The 16,005-nt window shown below is 62.5% G+C and carries 19 protein-coding genes; 2 read left to right on the top strand and 17 right to left on the bottom strand.

What is annotated here, in order from left to right:
* Positions 1 to 146 precede the first annotated feature (146 nt).
* Positions 147 to 866, top strand: coding sequence for a DNA/RNA nuclease SfsA (sfsA, locus tag RMR13_RS07070; RefSeq protein WP_310599937.1), 720 nt, complete (start codon positions 147 to 149; stop codon positions 864 to 866).
* Positions 863 to 1,552: a 7-cyano-7-deazaguanine synthase QueC gene (gene queC / locus RMR13_RS07075; RefSeq protein ID WP_310599938.1), complete on the top strand. Its 690-nt coding sequence runs from the start codon at positions 863 to 865 to the stop codon at positions 1,550 to 1,552. The genes sfsA and queC overlap by 4 nt, the downstream gene beginning before the upstream one ends.
* 32 nt (positions 1,553 to 1,584) lie before the next feature.
* Here the strand turns inward: queC and RMR13_RS07080 are convergent, their stop codons facing one another.
* The 17 genes from RMR13_RS07080 to RMR13_RS07160 form a co-directional block, all read right to left on the bottom strand.
* The gene (locus tag RMR13_RS07080; RefSeq protein ID WP_310599939.1) at positions 1,585 to 2,859 is read right to left on the bottom strand and encodes a dihydroorotase; all 1,275 of its coding nucleotides are present in this window, start codon (positions 2,857 to 2,859) and stop codon (positions 1,585 to 1,587) included.
* A 59-nt stretch (positions 2,860 to 2,918) separates the two neighbouring features.
* Complete coding sequence (locus tag RMR13_RS07085) at positions 2,919 to 3,851, bottom strand: aspartate carbamoyltransferase catalytic subunit (RefSeq protein ID WP_310599940.1); 933 nt, start codon at positions 3,849 to 3,851, stop codon at positions 2,919 to 2,921.
* Between the two features lie 13 nt (positions 3,852 to 3,864).
* Positions 3,865 to 4,515 carry a signal peptidase I gene (lepB, locus tag RMR13_RS07090; RefSeq protein ID WP_310599941.1) on the bottom strand — a complete coding sequence of 217 codons (651 nt, stop codon included), beginning with the start codon at positions 4,513 to 4,515 and terminating at the stop codon, positions 3,865 to 3,867.
* Positions 4,516 to 4,542: 27 nt separating this feature from the next.
* Positions 4,543 to 4,857, bottom strand: a complete 315-nt coding sequence (locus RMR13_RS07095; RefSeq protein ID WP_310599942.1) for a hypothetical protein — start codon at positions 4,855 to 4,857, stop codon at positions 4,543 to 4,545.
* A 132-nt stretch (positions 4,858 to 4,989) separates the two neighbouring features.
* Positions 4,990 to 5,565, bottom strand: a complete 576-nt coding sequence (gene pgsA / locus RMR13_RS07100) for a CDP-diacylglycerol--glycerol-3-phosphate 3-phosphatidyltransferase (protein ID WP_310599943.1) — start codon at positions 5,563 to 5,565, stop codon at positions 4,990 to 4,992.
* Positions 5,562 to 6,287 (bottom strand): lytic transglycosylase domain-containing protein, encoded by a 726-nt coding sequence (locus tag RMR13_RS07105; RefSeq protein ID WP_310599944.1) that lies wholly within the window; start codon positions 6,285 to 6,287, stop codon positions 5,562 to 5,564. Before RMR13_RS07105 ends, pgsA begins: the two co-directional genes overlap by 4 nt.
* Positions 6,288 to 6,300: 13 nt before the next feature.
* Positions 6,301 to 6,945, bottom strand: a complete 645-nt coding sequence (gene fsa / locus RMR13_RS07110; RefSeq protein WP_310599945.1) for a fructose-6-phosphate aldolase — start codon at positions 6,943 to 6,945, stop codon at positions 6,301 to 6,303.
* Positions 6,942 to 7,142 (bottom strand): YHS domain-containing protein, encoded by a 201-nt coding sequence (locus RMR13_RS07115; RefSeq protein WP_310599946.1) that lies wholly within the window; start codon positions 7,140 to 7,142, stop codon positions 6,942 to 6,944. Before RMR13_RS07115 ends, fsa begins: the two co-directional genes overlap by 4 nt.
* Positions 7,143 to 7,357: 215 nt before the next feature.
* Complete coding sequence (gene folK, locus RMR13_RS07120) at positions 7,358 to 7,900, bottom strand: 2-amino-4-hydroxy-6-hydroxymethyldihydropteridine diphosphokinase (protein WP_310599947.1); 543 nt, start codon at positions 7,898 to 7,900, stop codon at positions 7,358 to 7,360.
* A gap of 25 nt (positions 7,901 to 7,925) precedes the next feature.
* A complete protein-coding gene (dapB, locus tag RMR13_RS07125; protein WP_310599948.1) occupies positions 7,926 to 8,738 on the bottom strand; it encodes a 4-hydroxy-tetrahydrodipicolinate reductase in 813 nt (270 codons plus the stop codon).
* A 22-nt stretch (positions 8,739 to 8,760) separates the two neighbouring features.
* Entirely contained in the window at positions 8,761 to 9,642 is an 882-nt protein-coding gene (dapA, locus tag RMR13_RS07130) for a 4-hydroxy-tetrahydrodipicolinate synthase (RefSeq protein WP_310599949.1), read from the bottom strand.
* A gap of 72 nt (positions 9,643 to 9,714) precedes the next feature.
* A complete protein-coding gene (gene dapF, locus RMR13_RS07135; protein ID WP_310599950.1) occupies positions 9,715 to 10,575 on the bottom strand; it encodes a diaminopimelate epimerase in 861 nt (286 codons plus the stop codon).
* 28 nt (positions 10,576 to 10,603) lie between these two features.
* Entirely contained in the window at positions 10,604 to 11,653 is a 1,050-nt protein-coding gene (locus tag RMR13_RS07140; protein WP_310599951.1) for a hypothetical protein, read from the bottom strand.
* Positions 11,650 to 13,053: an argininosuccinate lyase gene (gene argH, locus RMR13_RS07145; protein WP_409070272.1), complete on the bottom strand. Its 1,404-nt coding sequence runs from the start codon at positions 13,051 to 13,053 to the stop codon at positions 11,650 to 11,652. Before argH ends, RMR13_RS07140 begins: the two co-directional genes overlap by 4 nt.
* The gene (locus RMR13_RS07150; protein WP_310599953.1) at positions 13,053 to 14,252 is read right to left on the bottom strand and encodes an argininosuccinate synthase; all 1,200 of its coding nucleotides are present in this window, start codon (positions 14,250 to 14,252) and stop codon (positions 13,053 to 13,055) included. Before RMR13_RS07150 ends, argH begins: the two co-directional genes overlap by 1 nt.
* Before the next feature lie 47 nt (positions 14,253 to 14,299).
* Positions 14,300 to 15,226, bottom strand: coding sequence for an ornithine carbamoyltransferase (argF, locus tag RMR13_RS07155; protein ID WP_310599954.1), 927 nt, complete (start codon positions 15,224 to 15,226; stop codon positions 14,300 to 14,302).
* Between the two features lie 183 nt (positions 15,227 to 15,409).
* Positions 15,410 to 15,997, bottom strand: coding sequence for a manganese efflux pump MntP family protein (locus RMR13_RS07160; RefSeq protein ID WP_310599955.1), 588 nt, complete (start codon positions 15,995 to 15,997; stop codon positions 15,410 to 15,412).
* Positions 15,998 to 16,005 lie beyond the last annotated feature (8 nt).

Raw genomic sequence — 16,005 nt, forward strand, 5'->3', positions numbered from 1 at the left:
CGTTGTCCGGCGGTTGCTGTCCGGGGACATCGCGCCTGCGCCGATTGTTACTCGATACCATATCCTCGTCGAAAAATACATGATTTGCGCAAGAAATTCCAGCGCGGCCCCCCGGTCGGCCCCGTTTTTCCGATACTGACGCCGCCATGCTCCTGCTGACCGACTGCCGGACTGGCACCCTGCTGCGACGGTACAAACGGTTTCTTGCCGACGTCCTTTTGGCCGACGGGCAATCCCTGACCGTCCATTGTCCCAATTCGGGTTCCATGCGCGGCTGCTCGACCCCGGGAAGCCCGGTGCTGATCAGCCGCTCCGACAACTTGCAAAGAAAATATCCCTGGACCCTGGAAATGATTCAGGAGGACGGCATCTGGATCGGGGTCCATACCGGACGGACCAACCATCTGGTTCGGGAAGCTCTGGAAAACGGGGTGATCGACGATTTCGGCGCCCTGCGCTCGATCACCCCGGAGGTGAAGGTTTCAGCCAACAGCCGGTTGGATTTTCGCCTTGCAACCGCGGCCGGCACGGTCTATTTGGAAGTCAAGAATTGTTCCCTGGCGGAAAACGGGGTGGCCCTGTTTCCCGATGCGGTCACGGAGCGCGGTGCCAAGCATCTGCGCGAACTGGTTCAGTTGGCGGCCGATGGATACGGCGCGACGGTGCTGTTCTGTGTCCAGAGAAGCGATGCCGCCCGCTGCGCGCCGGCGGCGGCCATCGATCCGGTGTACGCCGACACCGTGGCCTGGGCGGCCGGCCGGGGAGTCCGCTTTCTCGCCTACCGGGCGGAAGTCTGCCCGCAGGCGGTCACGATCCGCGAAAAAATACCCTTTTACCCTGCGGGATATTCAACGGATTGCCTATGAACGCACAACAAGCGGTGGTGCTGCTCAGCGGCGGGCTCGACTCGACCACGGTCCTGGCCATTGCCCGCTCCCAGGGATTTGCCTGCAACTGTCTCAGCTTCGACTACGGCCAGCGCCAGGCAGTGGAACTGGAACGCGCCCGGGTCATTGCCCGCCATTACGGTGCGGCCCGGCACCTTGTGTTGCGAGTCGATCTCGACGCCATCGGCGGCTCGGCCCTGACCGATGCCATCGAGGTGCCCAAGGATCGTCCCCTGGCCGACATGGAGCAGGATATCCCGGTCACCTACGTGCCCGGACGCAATATCATTTTCCTGGCCCATGCCCTTTCTTGGGCCGAGGTCCTCGGCGCGGCCGACATCTTCCTGGGGATCAACGCCATCGACTACAGCGGCTATCCGGATTGCCGGCCCGAGTTTCTCGATGCCTTCGCCCAAATGGCCGCCCTGGGCACCAAGGCCGGAGCAGCCGGCACCCCGTTCCACTTTCACGCGCCGCTCATCCGGCTGAGCAAGAAGGAGATCATCCTCAAGGGAACGGAACTGGGCGTGGATTACGGCCTGACCCACAGCTGCTACGATCCGGTTGGCGGCCGGGCCTGCGGCCGCTGCGACGCCTGTCGGTTGCGGTTGCAAGGGTTCCGCGAGGCCGGCCTGGTCGATCCGGTTTCGTACGCCGCCCGGTGATGGTAGAAAATAATTTGGGGAGCGGGCGGTTTTCAGGCCAAGAGACTGTGGCGGATGGTGCCGTCGACCATGGTGAGGACGGCCCTGCCCTGCAAGGTCTGGTCGAGGAATGGTGAATTGCGGCTCTTGGAGACGACCTGGTCGGCGGCGTAGACGAATTGCCGCTGCGGATCGATCACGGTGATATCCGCCGCCGCGCCGGGTCGGAGCGTGCCGCCCGCCAGGCCCAGGATGGACGCCGGCGCGGTTGCAAGCAATTCCACCAGCCGCCGTTCGGCAATGACCCGGTCGCGCACCAGGGCCAGGGTGAGCGGCAGGGCCGTTTCCAGGCCGATAATGCCGTTGGCCGCCAAATCGAATTCCACCTCCTTTTCCAGGATGGAATGGGGCGCGTGGTCGGTGGCGATGGCATCGAGGGTGCCGTCGGCCAAGGCTTGCCGGACTGCCTCCCGGTCCGAAGCGGAACGCAGCGGCGGATTCATCTTGGTGTTGGTGTCGTAGCCCAGCACCGCCTCGTCGGTCAGGGTAAAGTAGTGCGGCGCCGTTTCGGCGGTCACCCGCACCCCTCGCCCCTTGGCCGCCCGGATGAGTTCAATGGCCATGGCGGTGCTGACATGGGCGATATGCACCCGCGCGCCGGTGAGTTCGGCCAGGGCAATCTCCCGGTACACCATGATCGCTTCGGCCGCGGCGGGGATGCCCTTGAGGCCGAGCCGGGTCGCCACCGGCCCTTCGTGCATCACCCCGGCGCTGAGCGCAGCCTCCTCGCTGTGGGAAATCACCGGCAGCCCGAAATCCGAGGCATACTCCAAGGCGCGGCGCATCAGCTGGCTGTCGCGCACCGGCCGGCCGTCATCGCTCACCGCCACGATTCCGGCATGGCGCATCTCGCCGAATTCCGCCAATCGCTTGCCCTCGCAGCCCAAGCTGATCGCCCCCACCGGGTGAATCCGGACCACCGCCTCGGCCGCCCTGGCCACGATCATGGCCGTCACCGTGGCGCAATCGTTGACCGGGCGGGTGTTGGGCATGCAGGCCACGCCGGTGAATCCGCCGGCCGCGGCCGCCCGCGCGCCCGAGACGATATCTTCCTTGTACTCCTCGCCCGGCTCGCGCAGATGCACATGCATGTCGATCAAGCCCGGCACCACCCACAACCCGCAGGCGTCGATTTCCGGCACATCGACCGGGACGGGCTGATCCATCCCGGCGATCCGGCCATCAACCACCAACAAGTCGGCGATCCGGTCGATATCGTTGGCCGGGTCGATAATCCGGCCGTTCTTGATGCACCAGGAAGCGCTCATCGGCAACACACCTCGGGAAAAGAAATCGCGTTCGGCGAAAAAACCGCCCAAGACTATGGTCAGGAGGTCCCCATCACCAGGTACAGCAGGGCCATCCGCACCGCCACCCCGTTGGTTACCTGGTCGAGAATCACCGATTGGGGACCGTCGGCCACCTCGGGGGGCAGTTCCACCCCCCGGTTGACCGGGCCGGGATGCATGACGATGGCATCCGGTTTGGCCAGGGACAAAATACGGCCGGAAATGCCGAATTGGCGCGCATACTCGCGCAAGGAGGGCAACAGGGGATCGTTCTGGCGCTCATGCTGGATGCGCAGGGTCATAACCACGTCCGCGTCGCGCACCGCCTCTTCCAGCGAGCTGCACAGGATGGCGCCCAGTTGGTCGATGCCCTTGGGGATCAGGGTTGACGGGCCATAGACATGGACCGCCGAACCCATGCGGGTGAAGCCGATGATGTCGGAACGCGCCACCCGGCTGTGGGCGATGTCGCCGACAAGCGCGATCTTGAGCCCGCTCAGCGTTGTCCGCCGCTCCTTGACCGTCATCAGGTCGAGCAGTCCCTGGGAGGGATGTTCGTGCGCGCCGTCGCCGGCGTTGATCACCGCCGCCTTGACATGGCGGCTCAGCAGCAGGGGCGCCCCGGAGCAGGCATGCCGGATGATGATGATGTCCGGATGCATGGCCGAAATATTGCGGGCGGTGTCGGCCAGGGTTTCGCCCTTGGTGGTGCTGCTGGTCGAAGGGCTGATATTGAAAGTGTCGGCGCTCATCCGCTTGGCCGCCACTTCAAACGAAAGGCGGGTGCGAGTGGATGGTTCAAAGAAGAGGTTGATGATGGTGTGTCCCCGCAGGGTCGGCACCTTTTTGATCGACCGGGTCGAAATTTCCTTGAACGAGTCGGCCGTGGCGAGAATATGGGAAATATCCTCGCGCGAAAGCTGTTCCAGGCCCAGGATGTGGCGGTGTGCAAAGGTGCTGCCCGATGCCATATGCCTCCGGAGGTCAATGAACGGTATCGCCGATCCGGCTCCAACGGATCGACCGAAGCCGCTCCAGCGAGAACAGGGGGGCCTGTACGTCCCAGGACCAGTAAATGATCCAGGCCTTGCCCCGGATTGCCTTGAGGTCGACGAATCCCCAGAAACGGCCGTCAAAGGAATTGTCGCGGTTGTCGCCCATGGTGAAAATCTTGTTGGCCGGCACGGTCACCGGGCCGAAATTGTCGCGCGGATCCAGGGCGGCCGGATGAATGGTCGGATCCTTGAAAACCCCGTGGAGGTCGTCGAACGGCTTGCCATTGATCAAAACATGCTTGTCGCGGATTTCGACGATATCGCCGGCCACCGCGATCACCCGCTTGATATAGTCGAGTTCCGGATTTTTGGGAAATTCGAACACGACGATGTCGTTGGGCTTCGGGTCGGAAATCGGGATCAGGGTTGCGCCGGTGAAGGGCATTTTGACGCCGTAGATGAACTTATTGACCAGAAGATGGTCGCCGATCTGCAGGGTGGGCAGCATCGATCCGGAAGGTATTTTGAATGCCTGGATGATGAAGGTGCGGATGAACAAAGCCAGGAGAAGGGCGATGACAATCGCCTCGATATTCTCCCGGATGGCGGATTTTTGGGGCTTTGGGGAAGTATCTGTCACGTACGTGCCTGTAAGTAGAGGGCAAGGTTAAAAAAGCGAGCCCAGGCTACCCGATGGCACAGCAAAATTCAAGCAGGTTTTATCGGCGCCCCATGGCGGCGGCCGGAACCGCTTGCCGTTGGGCCGGCGCAGGACCGCGCCACTCTCCCAAAAGCGACGGTCAAAGAAGGGCTCGCACCGGCCACCGAGCGCCTTGTGCGGGGACGGGAAAAGACCGGTTTGCGCAACCGGGAGATCTTTGATCGGATGAAGATGCCTTGGCGGCAAGCAGGAGACGAGCAGGAAGGGTTCGAAATCGATACGGCGAAACGCATCGAGGGATTTTGCAGTGCCGGCAACCATGGATGTGGCGCGGTGCCGTCCGTTCGGAGCACTTTGCCCACCAGCCAGGCAAATCGGCCGTATCGGCCCGAGACAGGAGTACGGAATCCGTCTCCTCGCTTCAGGATGCGTGTTGCCGCAAGCGCGAGCCAATCACGCGCGTTCGTCTTCGAGAAAAATTCTGCGCAGCTTGTAGAAATAGTCGACGCCGGACCAAACCGTCAGTGTCAGTGCCACATAGACAATGCCCAAGCCGATCTGGTGGAGGTGGGGAATCGGCAACACGCCCTCAGGGAAAATCAGGGTGCCCAAGCCGATGTATTGGATGGTCGATTTCCATTTTCCCAGGCTACTGGCCTCAACCACAATTCCCGACGAGGAGGCGACCCCCCGCAACCCGGTGACCACGATTTCGCGGCAGAGGATGATGAGACTCACCCAGGCCGGCAATTCGCCGACGGGGATCAGCATAATCAGCGCCGTGGCCACCAGTACCTTATCGGCCAGGGGATCCATCAGCTTGCCCAGAACTGTTATTTCTTTGTATTTCCGAGCGAAATACCCATCAATCCAGTCCGATCCGGCGGCGACAGAAAAAACGAGCCACGCGACCAGGCTCACCCGCTCGGTCTGTTCCTGGAGCAAAAGCAACATCAGGCAGCCGGAGAGAAGAAACCGGCTGCCTGTAATGAGATTGGGAAGATTGAAAATTTTCGAACTGCGGCTCAATTGACGGTTACCAATTGCCTGACTTTGATGTTCGAGGAAAGCGATGGCCTGCTGTTACGGTAGGCGCGGTAGTTCTCCATGACCTTGGCCACGTAATTCTGGGTTTCCGGGAAATTGGGAATGGCACCGTAGGGCGCGACATTGCCGGGGCCCGCATTGTACGCGGCCAAGCTTAGTTCCACATTTCCATTGAAATTGTCAAGGAGATAACGGAGATACTTGGTGCCGCCGTTGATATTCTGGAGAGGATCCAAAGGGTTGCTGACCGCCAGGTCCTTGGCCGTTCCCGGCATCAACTGCATCAGCCCCTGGGCCCCCTTGGGGGAAATCGCGCCGGGGTCGAAGTTGGATTCGGCCTTGATGACCGCCTTGATCAGCATCGGGTCGACCTGATGATTCGCGGCCGCCAGCTTGATGTAGCGGTCCAGGGCCTGCGGTGCGCTCCGAAACGATCTGAAATAGCCGTCATCGCTGCCGACTCCATCCATCCCCATGCGGGCAAGCCCGCTGCTCGAACGCCGGGCAATGGTCTTGACCAGGCGGTCTTCAGGAGAATCAATCCGCCGTGGGCTCCGATCGCTCAACTTGTACCGGCCGTCACCGGGGGTATTGGTGTAATGGCAGACTCCCCGGGCATCGACATAGGCATACATTGCCGCGCTGGCCGCCACGGGCAGCATGAGCGCGACAAAAAGAAGTCCTGGCAAGAGGCGGAAAGGCATAGAGACCCTGTTGTTATTTTTTGCGTTTTTCCCAGTCGGCGAGGAATTGCCGCATGCCGATATCGGTCAGCGGGTGCTTGGCGAGCTGGGCGATCACCTTGTACGGAATGGTGGCGATATCGGCACCGAGCAGGGCCGATTCGACCACATGCATCGGGTGGCGGACCGAGGCAACGATCACCTCGGTGGCAAAGCCGTAATTCCGCAGTATTGTCATTATATCGGCAATCAACTCAAGACCGTTAACCGAAATATCATCAAGGCGGCCAACAAAAGGGCTGACATAGGTTGCGCCGGCCTTTGCCGCCAGCAAAACCTGGGCGGTGGAAAAAATCAGCGTCACGTTGGTCTTGATCCCTTCGGCGCTCAAGCGTTTGACCGCTTTCAGTCCCTCCTCGATCATCGGGATCTTGATGACGATATTGTCGGCGATTTTGACCAATTCCTTCGCCTCGGCCACCATCCCGTCCGCATCGAGGCTGACGACCTCGGCGCTGACCGGACCCTCGACCAGTGCACAAATCTCCTTCAGGATCTCGACAAAGGGACGGGGTTCCTTGGCGACCAGCGACGGATTGGTGGTCACGCCGTCAACCATGCCGAGTTCCAGGCCTTTTTTGATTTCTTCTATATTGGCGGTGTCGATAAAAAATTTCATACTTCTCCTTGTTGTTCCGGCTTGCCGGCAAATTGGTCACAGCATTGTTCGCTGCAGAAATAATAGATTTTTTCTCCCTGGCGTAGGCGCAAGGCCTGGTGTTTCGGAATCAGGACATGGCAGACCGGATCCTCGACCAGCACATCTTGCGGGGTGGACTCGCTCTCCGGGGCGGCGTTCGTCCGTTTTTTCGGCAAACGCCCACGAAGGACACGCCAGCCGACATACAACAACAACGCCAAAATCAACAGTCGTAACGGAATCATGCGGACCGGCGTGGCGTTGTGGCAAGCGTGTGGTGTTTCCTGTTCAGCATGATGCCATTATAGCTGGGGCGAATCAAATGTCGAACTGATTTGTCTTGGCCGGACCTTTTTGACGGGGCCGGCCGGAGCGCATCTTGCGGCCGTCTTTACCAGGCAATCTGTTCGACGAGCTGATCATGATCGCTCTGCTGCAATTCGGCCAACAGGGTGCCGATGGTCTTGCCGCAACCGGGGTGCAGGCGGCTGGCGGCTATTTCCGTCAGGGGAGCGAGCACGAACAGGCGTTGTGCCAGGCGCGGATGGGGGACGACCAGACACTCGGTCGTCAAGAGCAGATTGTCGTACAGCAATAGATCGAGATCGAGGGTACGGTCCCGATGGATGGCGGATGCGGCGGAATCGCGCCGCCGGCCATGCCTGGTTTCCACCGCCTGCAACACGCGCAGCAGGGCCTCCGGGGACAGCGTCGTCCGCACCAGAGCCGCAGCGTTGACAAACCAGTTGTCGCTGATCATATCGAGCGGCTGGCTGCGATAGGGGGAAGACAAAACGATGGGGGCGATTCCGGGGCAATGCCCCAACTCGCGCCAGGCTGCCGCGAGAATGGCGCGGGATTGCCCCAGGTTGGATCCGAAACCAAGGGCGGCGACGTGGCCGTCCGTTCCGGCGTCGGCTGCGTGGGATTTCACCTCGGCAAAACGATGTGAAGAAGTCTTAGAAAGTATTCAGCTCCAGCACATCGAACATGGAATAGAGCCCATTCGGCTTGCCGGCCACCCAAGCGGCGGCCAGGGCCGCGCCCCGGGCGAAGTTGTCGCGGCTGCTCGCCCGGTGGGTGATTTCCAGCCGCTCGCCCGCTCCGGCGAAATACACGGTATGTTCGCCGACGATATCCCCGCCCCGGATGGTTTGGATGCCGATCTCCCGGTCGGTCCGTTCGCCGATGATGCCGTTGCGCTCCATCACGCCGACCTCCGCCAAATCGCGGCCGAGGGCGGCGGCGGCCAGCTGGCCGAGCTTGAGGGCCGTACCCGAAGGGGCATCCTTTTTCATGCGGTGATGCGCCTCGACGATCTCGACATCGTAGGCATCGCCCAAAATGCCCGCCGCCTTTTCCACCAACTTGAAAAGGACATTGACCCCGACCGCCATGTTCGGCGACTGGACGCAGGGAAAATTCGCCTCGGCCAGCGCCTTGAGGGTTGCCAGTTCGGTGACGGACAAGCCGGTGGTGCCGATGACCATGGCGACCTTACGGGCGGCGGCCTGCCGGGCGAAATCGATGGACGCTTCATGGAAGGTGAAATCGATGAGCACGTCGGCCCGGTCGATCACCGAGGCCAGCCCCTCCGTGATCGTCACCCCGGTTTCCCCCACCCCGCTGACCAGGCCCGCATCCTTGCCGATGGCCGGGCTGCCGGGCCGCTCGAAAGCGCCGCTCAACTGCAACCCAGGCTGGGCATGCACCATGTGGATGATCCGCTGTCCCATGCGGCCGGCCGCGCCGGCGACTATCACTCTGGTCATCTCTTTTTCCCCGTGATATCGATTACAGCAAGCCCACGGCCGCCATGTCCTTCTTCAGCCGCTCCAAACTGGCCGCATCCATCCGGGTCATGGGCAGCCGTACCTCTTCCGACGCGATCCGCCCCATCAGGGCCAATCCTTTTTTGGCCGGTGCGGGGCTCGGGTAGCAGAACATGGCGCCCATCAAGGAAAACAGTTCGTAGTGGAGCGCCTTGGCCTTGGCCACATCGTTGCGGAGCGCGGCCTCGATCATGGCGGCGGTCTTGCCCGGCTCCAGGTTGGACACCACCGAAATCACACCCTTGCCGCCGATCGTCACCGTCGGCATGGCGGTGAAGTCGTCGCCGGACAAGACGATGAAATCCTCGGGGCAGAGCTGGATGATCTCGCTGATCTGGCTGAGGTTGCCGCTGGCCTCCTTGATGCCGATCACATTGGGCAGGGCCGCCAGCCGGGCCACGGTCGCGGGCAGCATGTTGGTCACCGTGCGGCCCGGCACGTTGTAGAGGATCATTGGGATGTCGACAGCCGCAAGAATCGCCTTGAAGTGCTGAAACAGGCCCTCCTGGCTCGGCTTGTTGTAGTAGGGCACCACCGACAGCACCGCATCGGCCCCGCTGGCCTTGGCCGACTCGGTCAGTTCGATGGCCTCCAGGGTGTTGTTGGCCCCGGTTCCGGCAATGACCGGCACCCGCCCCTTGACGGTCTTGACGGTCAACTCGATCACCCGCTTGTGCTCGTCGAAACTCAAGGTGGCGGATTCCCCGGTGGTCCCGCAGGGCACGATCCCGTGGATGCCGCCGGCGATCTGAAATTCGATCAAATCAATCAACCCCTGCTCGTCGATCGCACCGTCACGCATCGGTGTGACCATTGCGGTAATGGCGCCCTCAAATCGTCTCATCCTGTCCTCCTTCCGTAACTGATTCCCGACACCCGTCGCGGCACGACTGCGCGGCGGTCGGCGAGGCGTCGTTCACTCACCCGAGCCGGTTCGTTGTTCGACCAGCGCCTCGGCCGTGAGTTCACCCTTGTAAATAAGATGGGCCGGCCCCTTGAGCAGTACCTGCTCCGCCCCTTCCCCCTGCTTGCCGGTGAAATGCACCGTCAGGGCGACGCCGCCCGACGTGACGATCTCCACCGGCGAACCGGCGTATCCCTTGGCTGCGGCAATCAACGCCGCGGCGACCACACCGGTGCCGCAGGCCATAGTCTCGTCCTCGACGCCGCGCTCGTAGGTTCTGATCAGACAGCCGTTCGCCGTCCGGCCGACAAAGTCGACATTGGTGCCTGCCGGTGCAAACGCGGGGTGGAACCTGATCTGCCGGCCCAGACCGACCACGTCGACCGCATCGATGTCGTCGACGAAAATCACCGCGTGGGGCACGCCGGTGTCCACGCTGTGCACCATGAGCATCTGCCCGGCCACCTCGAGCTGGCGATCGAAGCGGAACGAATGGGGCGGGGTCATGCGGACGGTCACCTGGGTGTCGGCCACGGTGGCATCGACAATGCCGGCCAGGGTTTCAAACCGCATCCGTGCCGCCGCGATCCCCTGCATGTAGGCAAAGCGGGCCACACATCGCGCCCCGTTGCCGCACATCTCCGCCTCGGAGCCGTCGGCGTTGAAAAACCGCCATTTGAAATCCGCCTGATCCGAACGTTCGAGCAGAAACAAGCCGTCCGCGCCCACCGAGAATTTCCTGCGGCAGGCCAGGCGGGCAAATTCGGCCATCTGCTCCGGCCGGATGACAGGCTTGCGATGGTCGATGACGATGAAATCGTTGCCCGCCCCGCTCATTTTCCAAAAAGAAATCGGCCAAGGAATGTTTTTCATCGCGCGTACGTGCTCCCGCAGCCAGGCCTTAGTTGTCGATCCGGATTTCCGCCGAGCGGCTGCTTTCGTTGGCCGGGGTGCGAGTATCGATGCTGGATACCGAGTAAAAAAGCGTCGTACCGGGTGCCTTGACATCGATGAACATGTTGTAGGGCAATTCGACCTCGCCCACCAATGTCGCCTTGCCCTCGCCCGCGGTCCGGCGATAGACCCGGTAGCCCGCCAGATCCTTTCCGGCGGCATGATCCCAGAAAATCTTCACCCCGACATCGGTTCTGAGGCCCTCGACCCGGCCCGGTGCCGACGGCGCGGTTTGATCCAAGGGCCGGGCCTCGGCGGTGGCGCTCAAGCCGCTGTAAACCGATCCGCGCGGATAGGTGGCGATGGTCTGGACCTGATAGGTATAGACCATGCCGTTTTCGACGGCGGTGTCGGTGTACGGCGGGGCAGCCACCGGCTCGCCGACCTTGGCCGCGGCGGCGGCGCCGACGGCGCGATATACCTGATACCGCAGCACCCCGGCTTCAGCACCCGTGGCGCCGGTGCCGACCGGCTGCCATTGCACCGTATTGCGGCCATCGCCGCTGGCGGCGCTGACCCCGGCCGGTGCCGCGGGCGGTGTCTGCCAGAAAAAACTCACCTCGTTGGAATCCTGGGACTCGATCCACAGGCCGGCCTTGCTCCGCACCTTGAAGAAGTAGAGATAGCCCGGCCGCAATCCCCTGACCTCGCAGGTCGCGGTTCGATCCTCGTCCGAGGCCAGCAGGCCGCCGGGCACGGTCATCCAGGCGGCATAGGGAACCGGACAGGTCGGGCAGTAGCCATCGACCGGCTCCTCGGCCCGGTACAGCTGGAATTCGCTGATTTCCTCGACGGAATCGCCGACCATCGTTTTCTTGGGAAAGGTCCAGGAAAGCGTCGCCCCCTTTTCGTCGAGATCGGCCCGGAGATCATGGATCGCCACCGGCAGCACGTTCCGGGGAGGAACAGGCGCATTTTTGTATCCGCAACCGCCGAGGATCAGCAGGACGAGGAGGAGGACGGAAAAAACCGATCGTTGGTGGATGCATCCGTTCATGATGCCATCCCCAGCTGGCGTTCCACGTGCGCCAGGGCTTCCTCGACCCGCGGCCGGCCGGTGCCTCCGGCGGACAGGCGGCTGTTCACCGAGCCGTCCACCGACAGAACGGCAAACACATCCGCCTCGATCAATTCGGAAAATTGCTGCAATTCCGCCAAGGTGAGATCGACCAGCTCGCAGCCGCGCTCCTGGCAGAACGCCACGATCCGGCCCACCACTCCATGGGCCTGGCGAAAGGGTATGTTGTGCCGGACCAGGTAGTCGGCCAGGTCAGTGGCGGTCATGAAGCCTCCGGCGGTGGCCGCCCGCAGCCGTTCGATCTTGAACTCGGTATGGTCGAGCAGCTCGGCGGTGATCGCCAGGCTGGCCTTGACCGTGTCCAGGGCATCGAAAACCTGCTCCTTATCTTCCTGCAGGTCGCGGTTGTAAGTCAGGGGCAGGCCCTTGACGGTCATGAGCAGGGCCACCAGGGCGCCGGCGACCCGGCCGGTCTTGCCGCGGATCAACTCCGGGATATCGGGGTTCTTCTTCTGCGGCATGATCGACGAGCCGGTGCAATAGCGGTCGCCGATGCGCACGAAGTCGAACTCCTTGGTGGACCAGAGCACCAGCTCCTCGGAAAGCCGGCTGAGGTGCACCTGGATCAGGCTGAGACAAAAGAGCATCTCCAGGGCGAAATCGCGGTCGCCGGTGGTGTCCATCGAGTTGGCGGTGATCGCGGCGAATCCCAATTCCTCGGCCACCGCCTGGCGGTCGATGGGCAGGCCGGTACCGGCCATGGCAGCCGCGCCCAACGGCATGACGTCGATCCGCTGTCGGCAGCCGGCCAGACGGTCGCGGTCGCGCTGGAACATCTCGACATAGGCGAGCAGGTGATGCGAAAGCAGGACCGGCTGCGCCCGCTGGAGGTGCGTGTAGCCGGGCATGACCGCTCCCAAATATTTCCGGGCCAGCCGGGCAAAGGCCCGCTGCGCCCCGGCAAGCAGCCCATCCAGGGCGTCGGCCTCGTCGCGGAGGTAGAGGCGGAAGTCGAGATTGACCTGGTCGTTGCGGCTGCGGGCGGTGTGCAGCTTGGCGCCGGCCGGCCCGATCCGATCGGTCAGGGCCTTTTCGATGTTCATGTGGACGTCTTCCAGCTCGGGCTTGAAGACGAACTCGCCCCGGTCGATTTCAGCCTCGATTTCACTCAGGCCTTGGAGGATGGCATCCCGCTCTTCCCCGGTGATCAATCCCTGCCGGGCCAGCATCCGGGCGTGCGCCCTGGAGCCCATGATGTCGTGGCGGTAGAGCCGGGCATCGTACTGGATCGAGGCGGAGAAGGCCTCCACCGAAGCGGCGGTGGCCTCGGCAAAACGGCCGCCCCACATCTTGTCGGATGGTCTGCTCGACTCGGCCATCATTTCATCCGCTGGTGGGCCTGGATGCGCAGGCGCAGGGCATTGAGCCGGATGAAGCCGGTGGCGTCGGCCTGGTTGTAGACCTCGTCCTCCTCGAAGGTGGCAAACGACTCGGAATACAGAGAATTCGCCGACTTGCGGCCCACGGCGATGCAGTTGCCCTTGTAGAGCTTGAGCCGGACCGTGCCGTTGACCGTGGCCTGGGCATCGTCCATGGTGCGCTGGAGCAGTTGCATCTCCGGCGAGAACCAGAAGCCGTTGTAGATGAGCTGCGAATAGCGGGGCACCAGGGAATCGCGGATGTTGAGCACTTCCCGGTCCAGGGTGATGGTTTCCAGATCCCGGTGCGCGGCCCGCAGGACGGTGCCGCCGGGGGTTTCGTAGACGCCGCGCGACTTCATGCCGACAAAGCGGTTTTCGACCATGTCGAGGCGGCCGATGCCGTTGGCCCCGCCCAGGGCGTTGAGCTTGGTCATCAGCGCCACCGGCGAGAGTTGCTCGCCATCGATGGCAACGGGCGTGCCCCGCTCGAACTCGATCTCGACATAGGTGGCCTTGTCCGGCGCCTTTTCCGGAGAAACCGTCAGCTTGAACATCTCCTCGTCGGGCTCGTTCCAGGGGTCTTCCAAAATGCCGCCTTCGAAGCTGATGTGGAGCAGGTTTTCGTCCGAACTGTAGGGATTCTTCTTGGTCACCGGCACCGGAATGCCGTGTTCCTTGGCAAAGGCTACCAGCTTCTGCCGGGAATTGAGGTCCCAGATGCGCCAGGGGGCGATGATGCCCAGCTTCGGGTTGAGCGCCATGTAGCTCAATTCGAAGCGGACCTGGTCGTTCCCCTTGCCGGTGGCGCCATGGCTGACCGCATCCGCACCTTCCTGGGCGGCGATCCGCACCTGTTCCTTGGCGATCAGCGGCCGGGCCAGCGAGGTGCCCAGCAGGTAGGAACCCTCGTAAATGGCGTTGGCGCGAAAAGCCGGAAAAATATAGTCGCGGACAAATTCCTCGCGCAGGTCGGAAACGATTACCTGCTCCGCGCCGGTGGCCAAGCCCTTGGCCCGGACCGCGTCCCAATCCTCCTTCTGGCCGATGTCGGCGGAATAGGCAATAACCGGGCAGCCGTATTCATTGGCCAGCCACTTGAGGATCACCGAGGTATCCAGTCCGCCGGAATAGGCGAGAACGATTTTTTTTGCGCTCATAGATTTGCTCTATAACAGGCCGCGCGGCCTGACGATGGTTGAAGAGGTTATGCGGCCCCGCTTTTAAGGATGAAATGCTCCAGGATGGCCGCATGGATGTGCATCTTGTTTTCCGCTTGGTCGAAGATCACGCTCTGCGGTCCTTCCAGAACCTCCTCGGTGACCTCTTCCCCGCGATGGGCAGGCAGGCAATGCATGACCACGGCCTTGCGGTCCGCCTTGGCCAGCAGGGCCGCGTCGAGCTGGTATTGCTGGAACAGGCCGATCCGCTGTTCCTGCTCCGCTTCCTGGCCCATGGAAGCCCAGACATCGACATTGACCACCTCGGCGCCGCGGATGGCTTCGGCCGGGTCGCGCACGACGCTGATCGGCAGGGTACCGCGCGCCCGCGCCTTGGCGAGAATGGCCTGGTTGGGGTCAAAACCGGCCGGACAGGCCAGAGTCAGCGGAAAACCGAACACCGAGGCCGCCTCGATCCAGGAGTTAGCCATGTTGTTGCCATCGCCGATCCAGACGGTTTTGACGCCGTCCAGCGTGCCCTTCACCTCGAGCACGGTCATCAGGTCGCTGAGGACCTGACAGGGATGATGGAGATCGGTCAGGGCGTTGATCACCGGGACCGTGGCATAACGGGCCAGCTCTTCGACCACATCCTGGCCGAAGGTGCGGACCACGATGGCGTCGACATAGCGGGAGAGCACCCGGGCCGTGTCCTTGAGCGGTTCGCCGCGCCCCAGCTGGGATTCCTTGGCGGACATGAAGATCACCTGGCCGCCCAGGCCGTACATGCCGGACTCGAAGGACACCCGGGTGCGGGTCGATGGTTTTTCAAACAGGAGACAGATGGTGCGGCCGGCAAGGGCCTGATTGCGGAGGCCCCGCTTGCGGTCGGCTTTCAGCGCGAGGGCTCGATCGATCAAGGAACGCAGTGCTTCCCGCGAAAAATCGCCCAACGCCAAGAGATGGTTGTTCATAGCGCTCTTCCCAAGATAATCCGGGAGCGGCGGCACACCAACGCATGCCGGTGCATCGGGCCTTTCGAGACACCGCACCGCTCCTGAGAAAAAACAATTCATACAAGAAAACGGGATCGTTGCAAAGGGATTTCGCGGGCAAATCCCTCATTCGACAGGGCGAAAAAGGCGGTGCAAAAGGGGTTAACCCATACCCGCAGTCGCTTGTTCGAAGAACAGGGCGGTGAGGAGTATCTTCAGGCCGATGCCGATCAAAATGACGCCCCCCGCCACCTCGACCCATCGACCCCAGCGCCGGCCGGCCTGGGTGCCGAGAAAGAGCCCCACAAGCGTAAAGGCCGAGGCGACCAGACCGATCACCAGCGAGGGAATCCAGATGACCACGTCGAGCATGGCCAGGGTCAGACCGACTGCCAGGGCGTCGATGCTGGTGGCCACCGACAGGGCCACCATGGTCAGGCCCCGGCTCGGGTCGGCGGGTTGCGCGCCCTCTTCCTCGCCCTTCAGGGCCTCGCACACCATCCGCCCGCCGATATAGGTCAGAAGGGCAAAGGCAATCCAGTGGCTCCAGGTGGCGACAAAGGCGTGCACCGTGAGTCCGGCCAGCCAGCCGATCACCGGCATGATCGCCTGAAAAAGGCCGAAATGAAAGGCCAGGCGAAAACAGGGCCGGAAGGTCAGGGGATGAAGGACGGCGCCGGCGGCCAGGGCAACGGCAAAGGCATCCATGGCCAGGGCCACGGCCACGGCCACCAGGGAAACGGCATCCATGGAGGGCA

This window comes from Desulfobulbus sp., assembly GCF_031547805.1.
GTDB lineage: Bacteria > Desulfobacterota > Desulfobulbia > Desulfobulbales > Desulfobulbaceae > Desulfobulbus.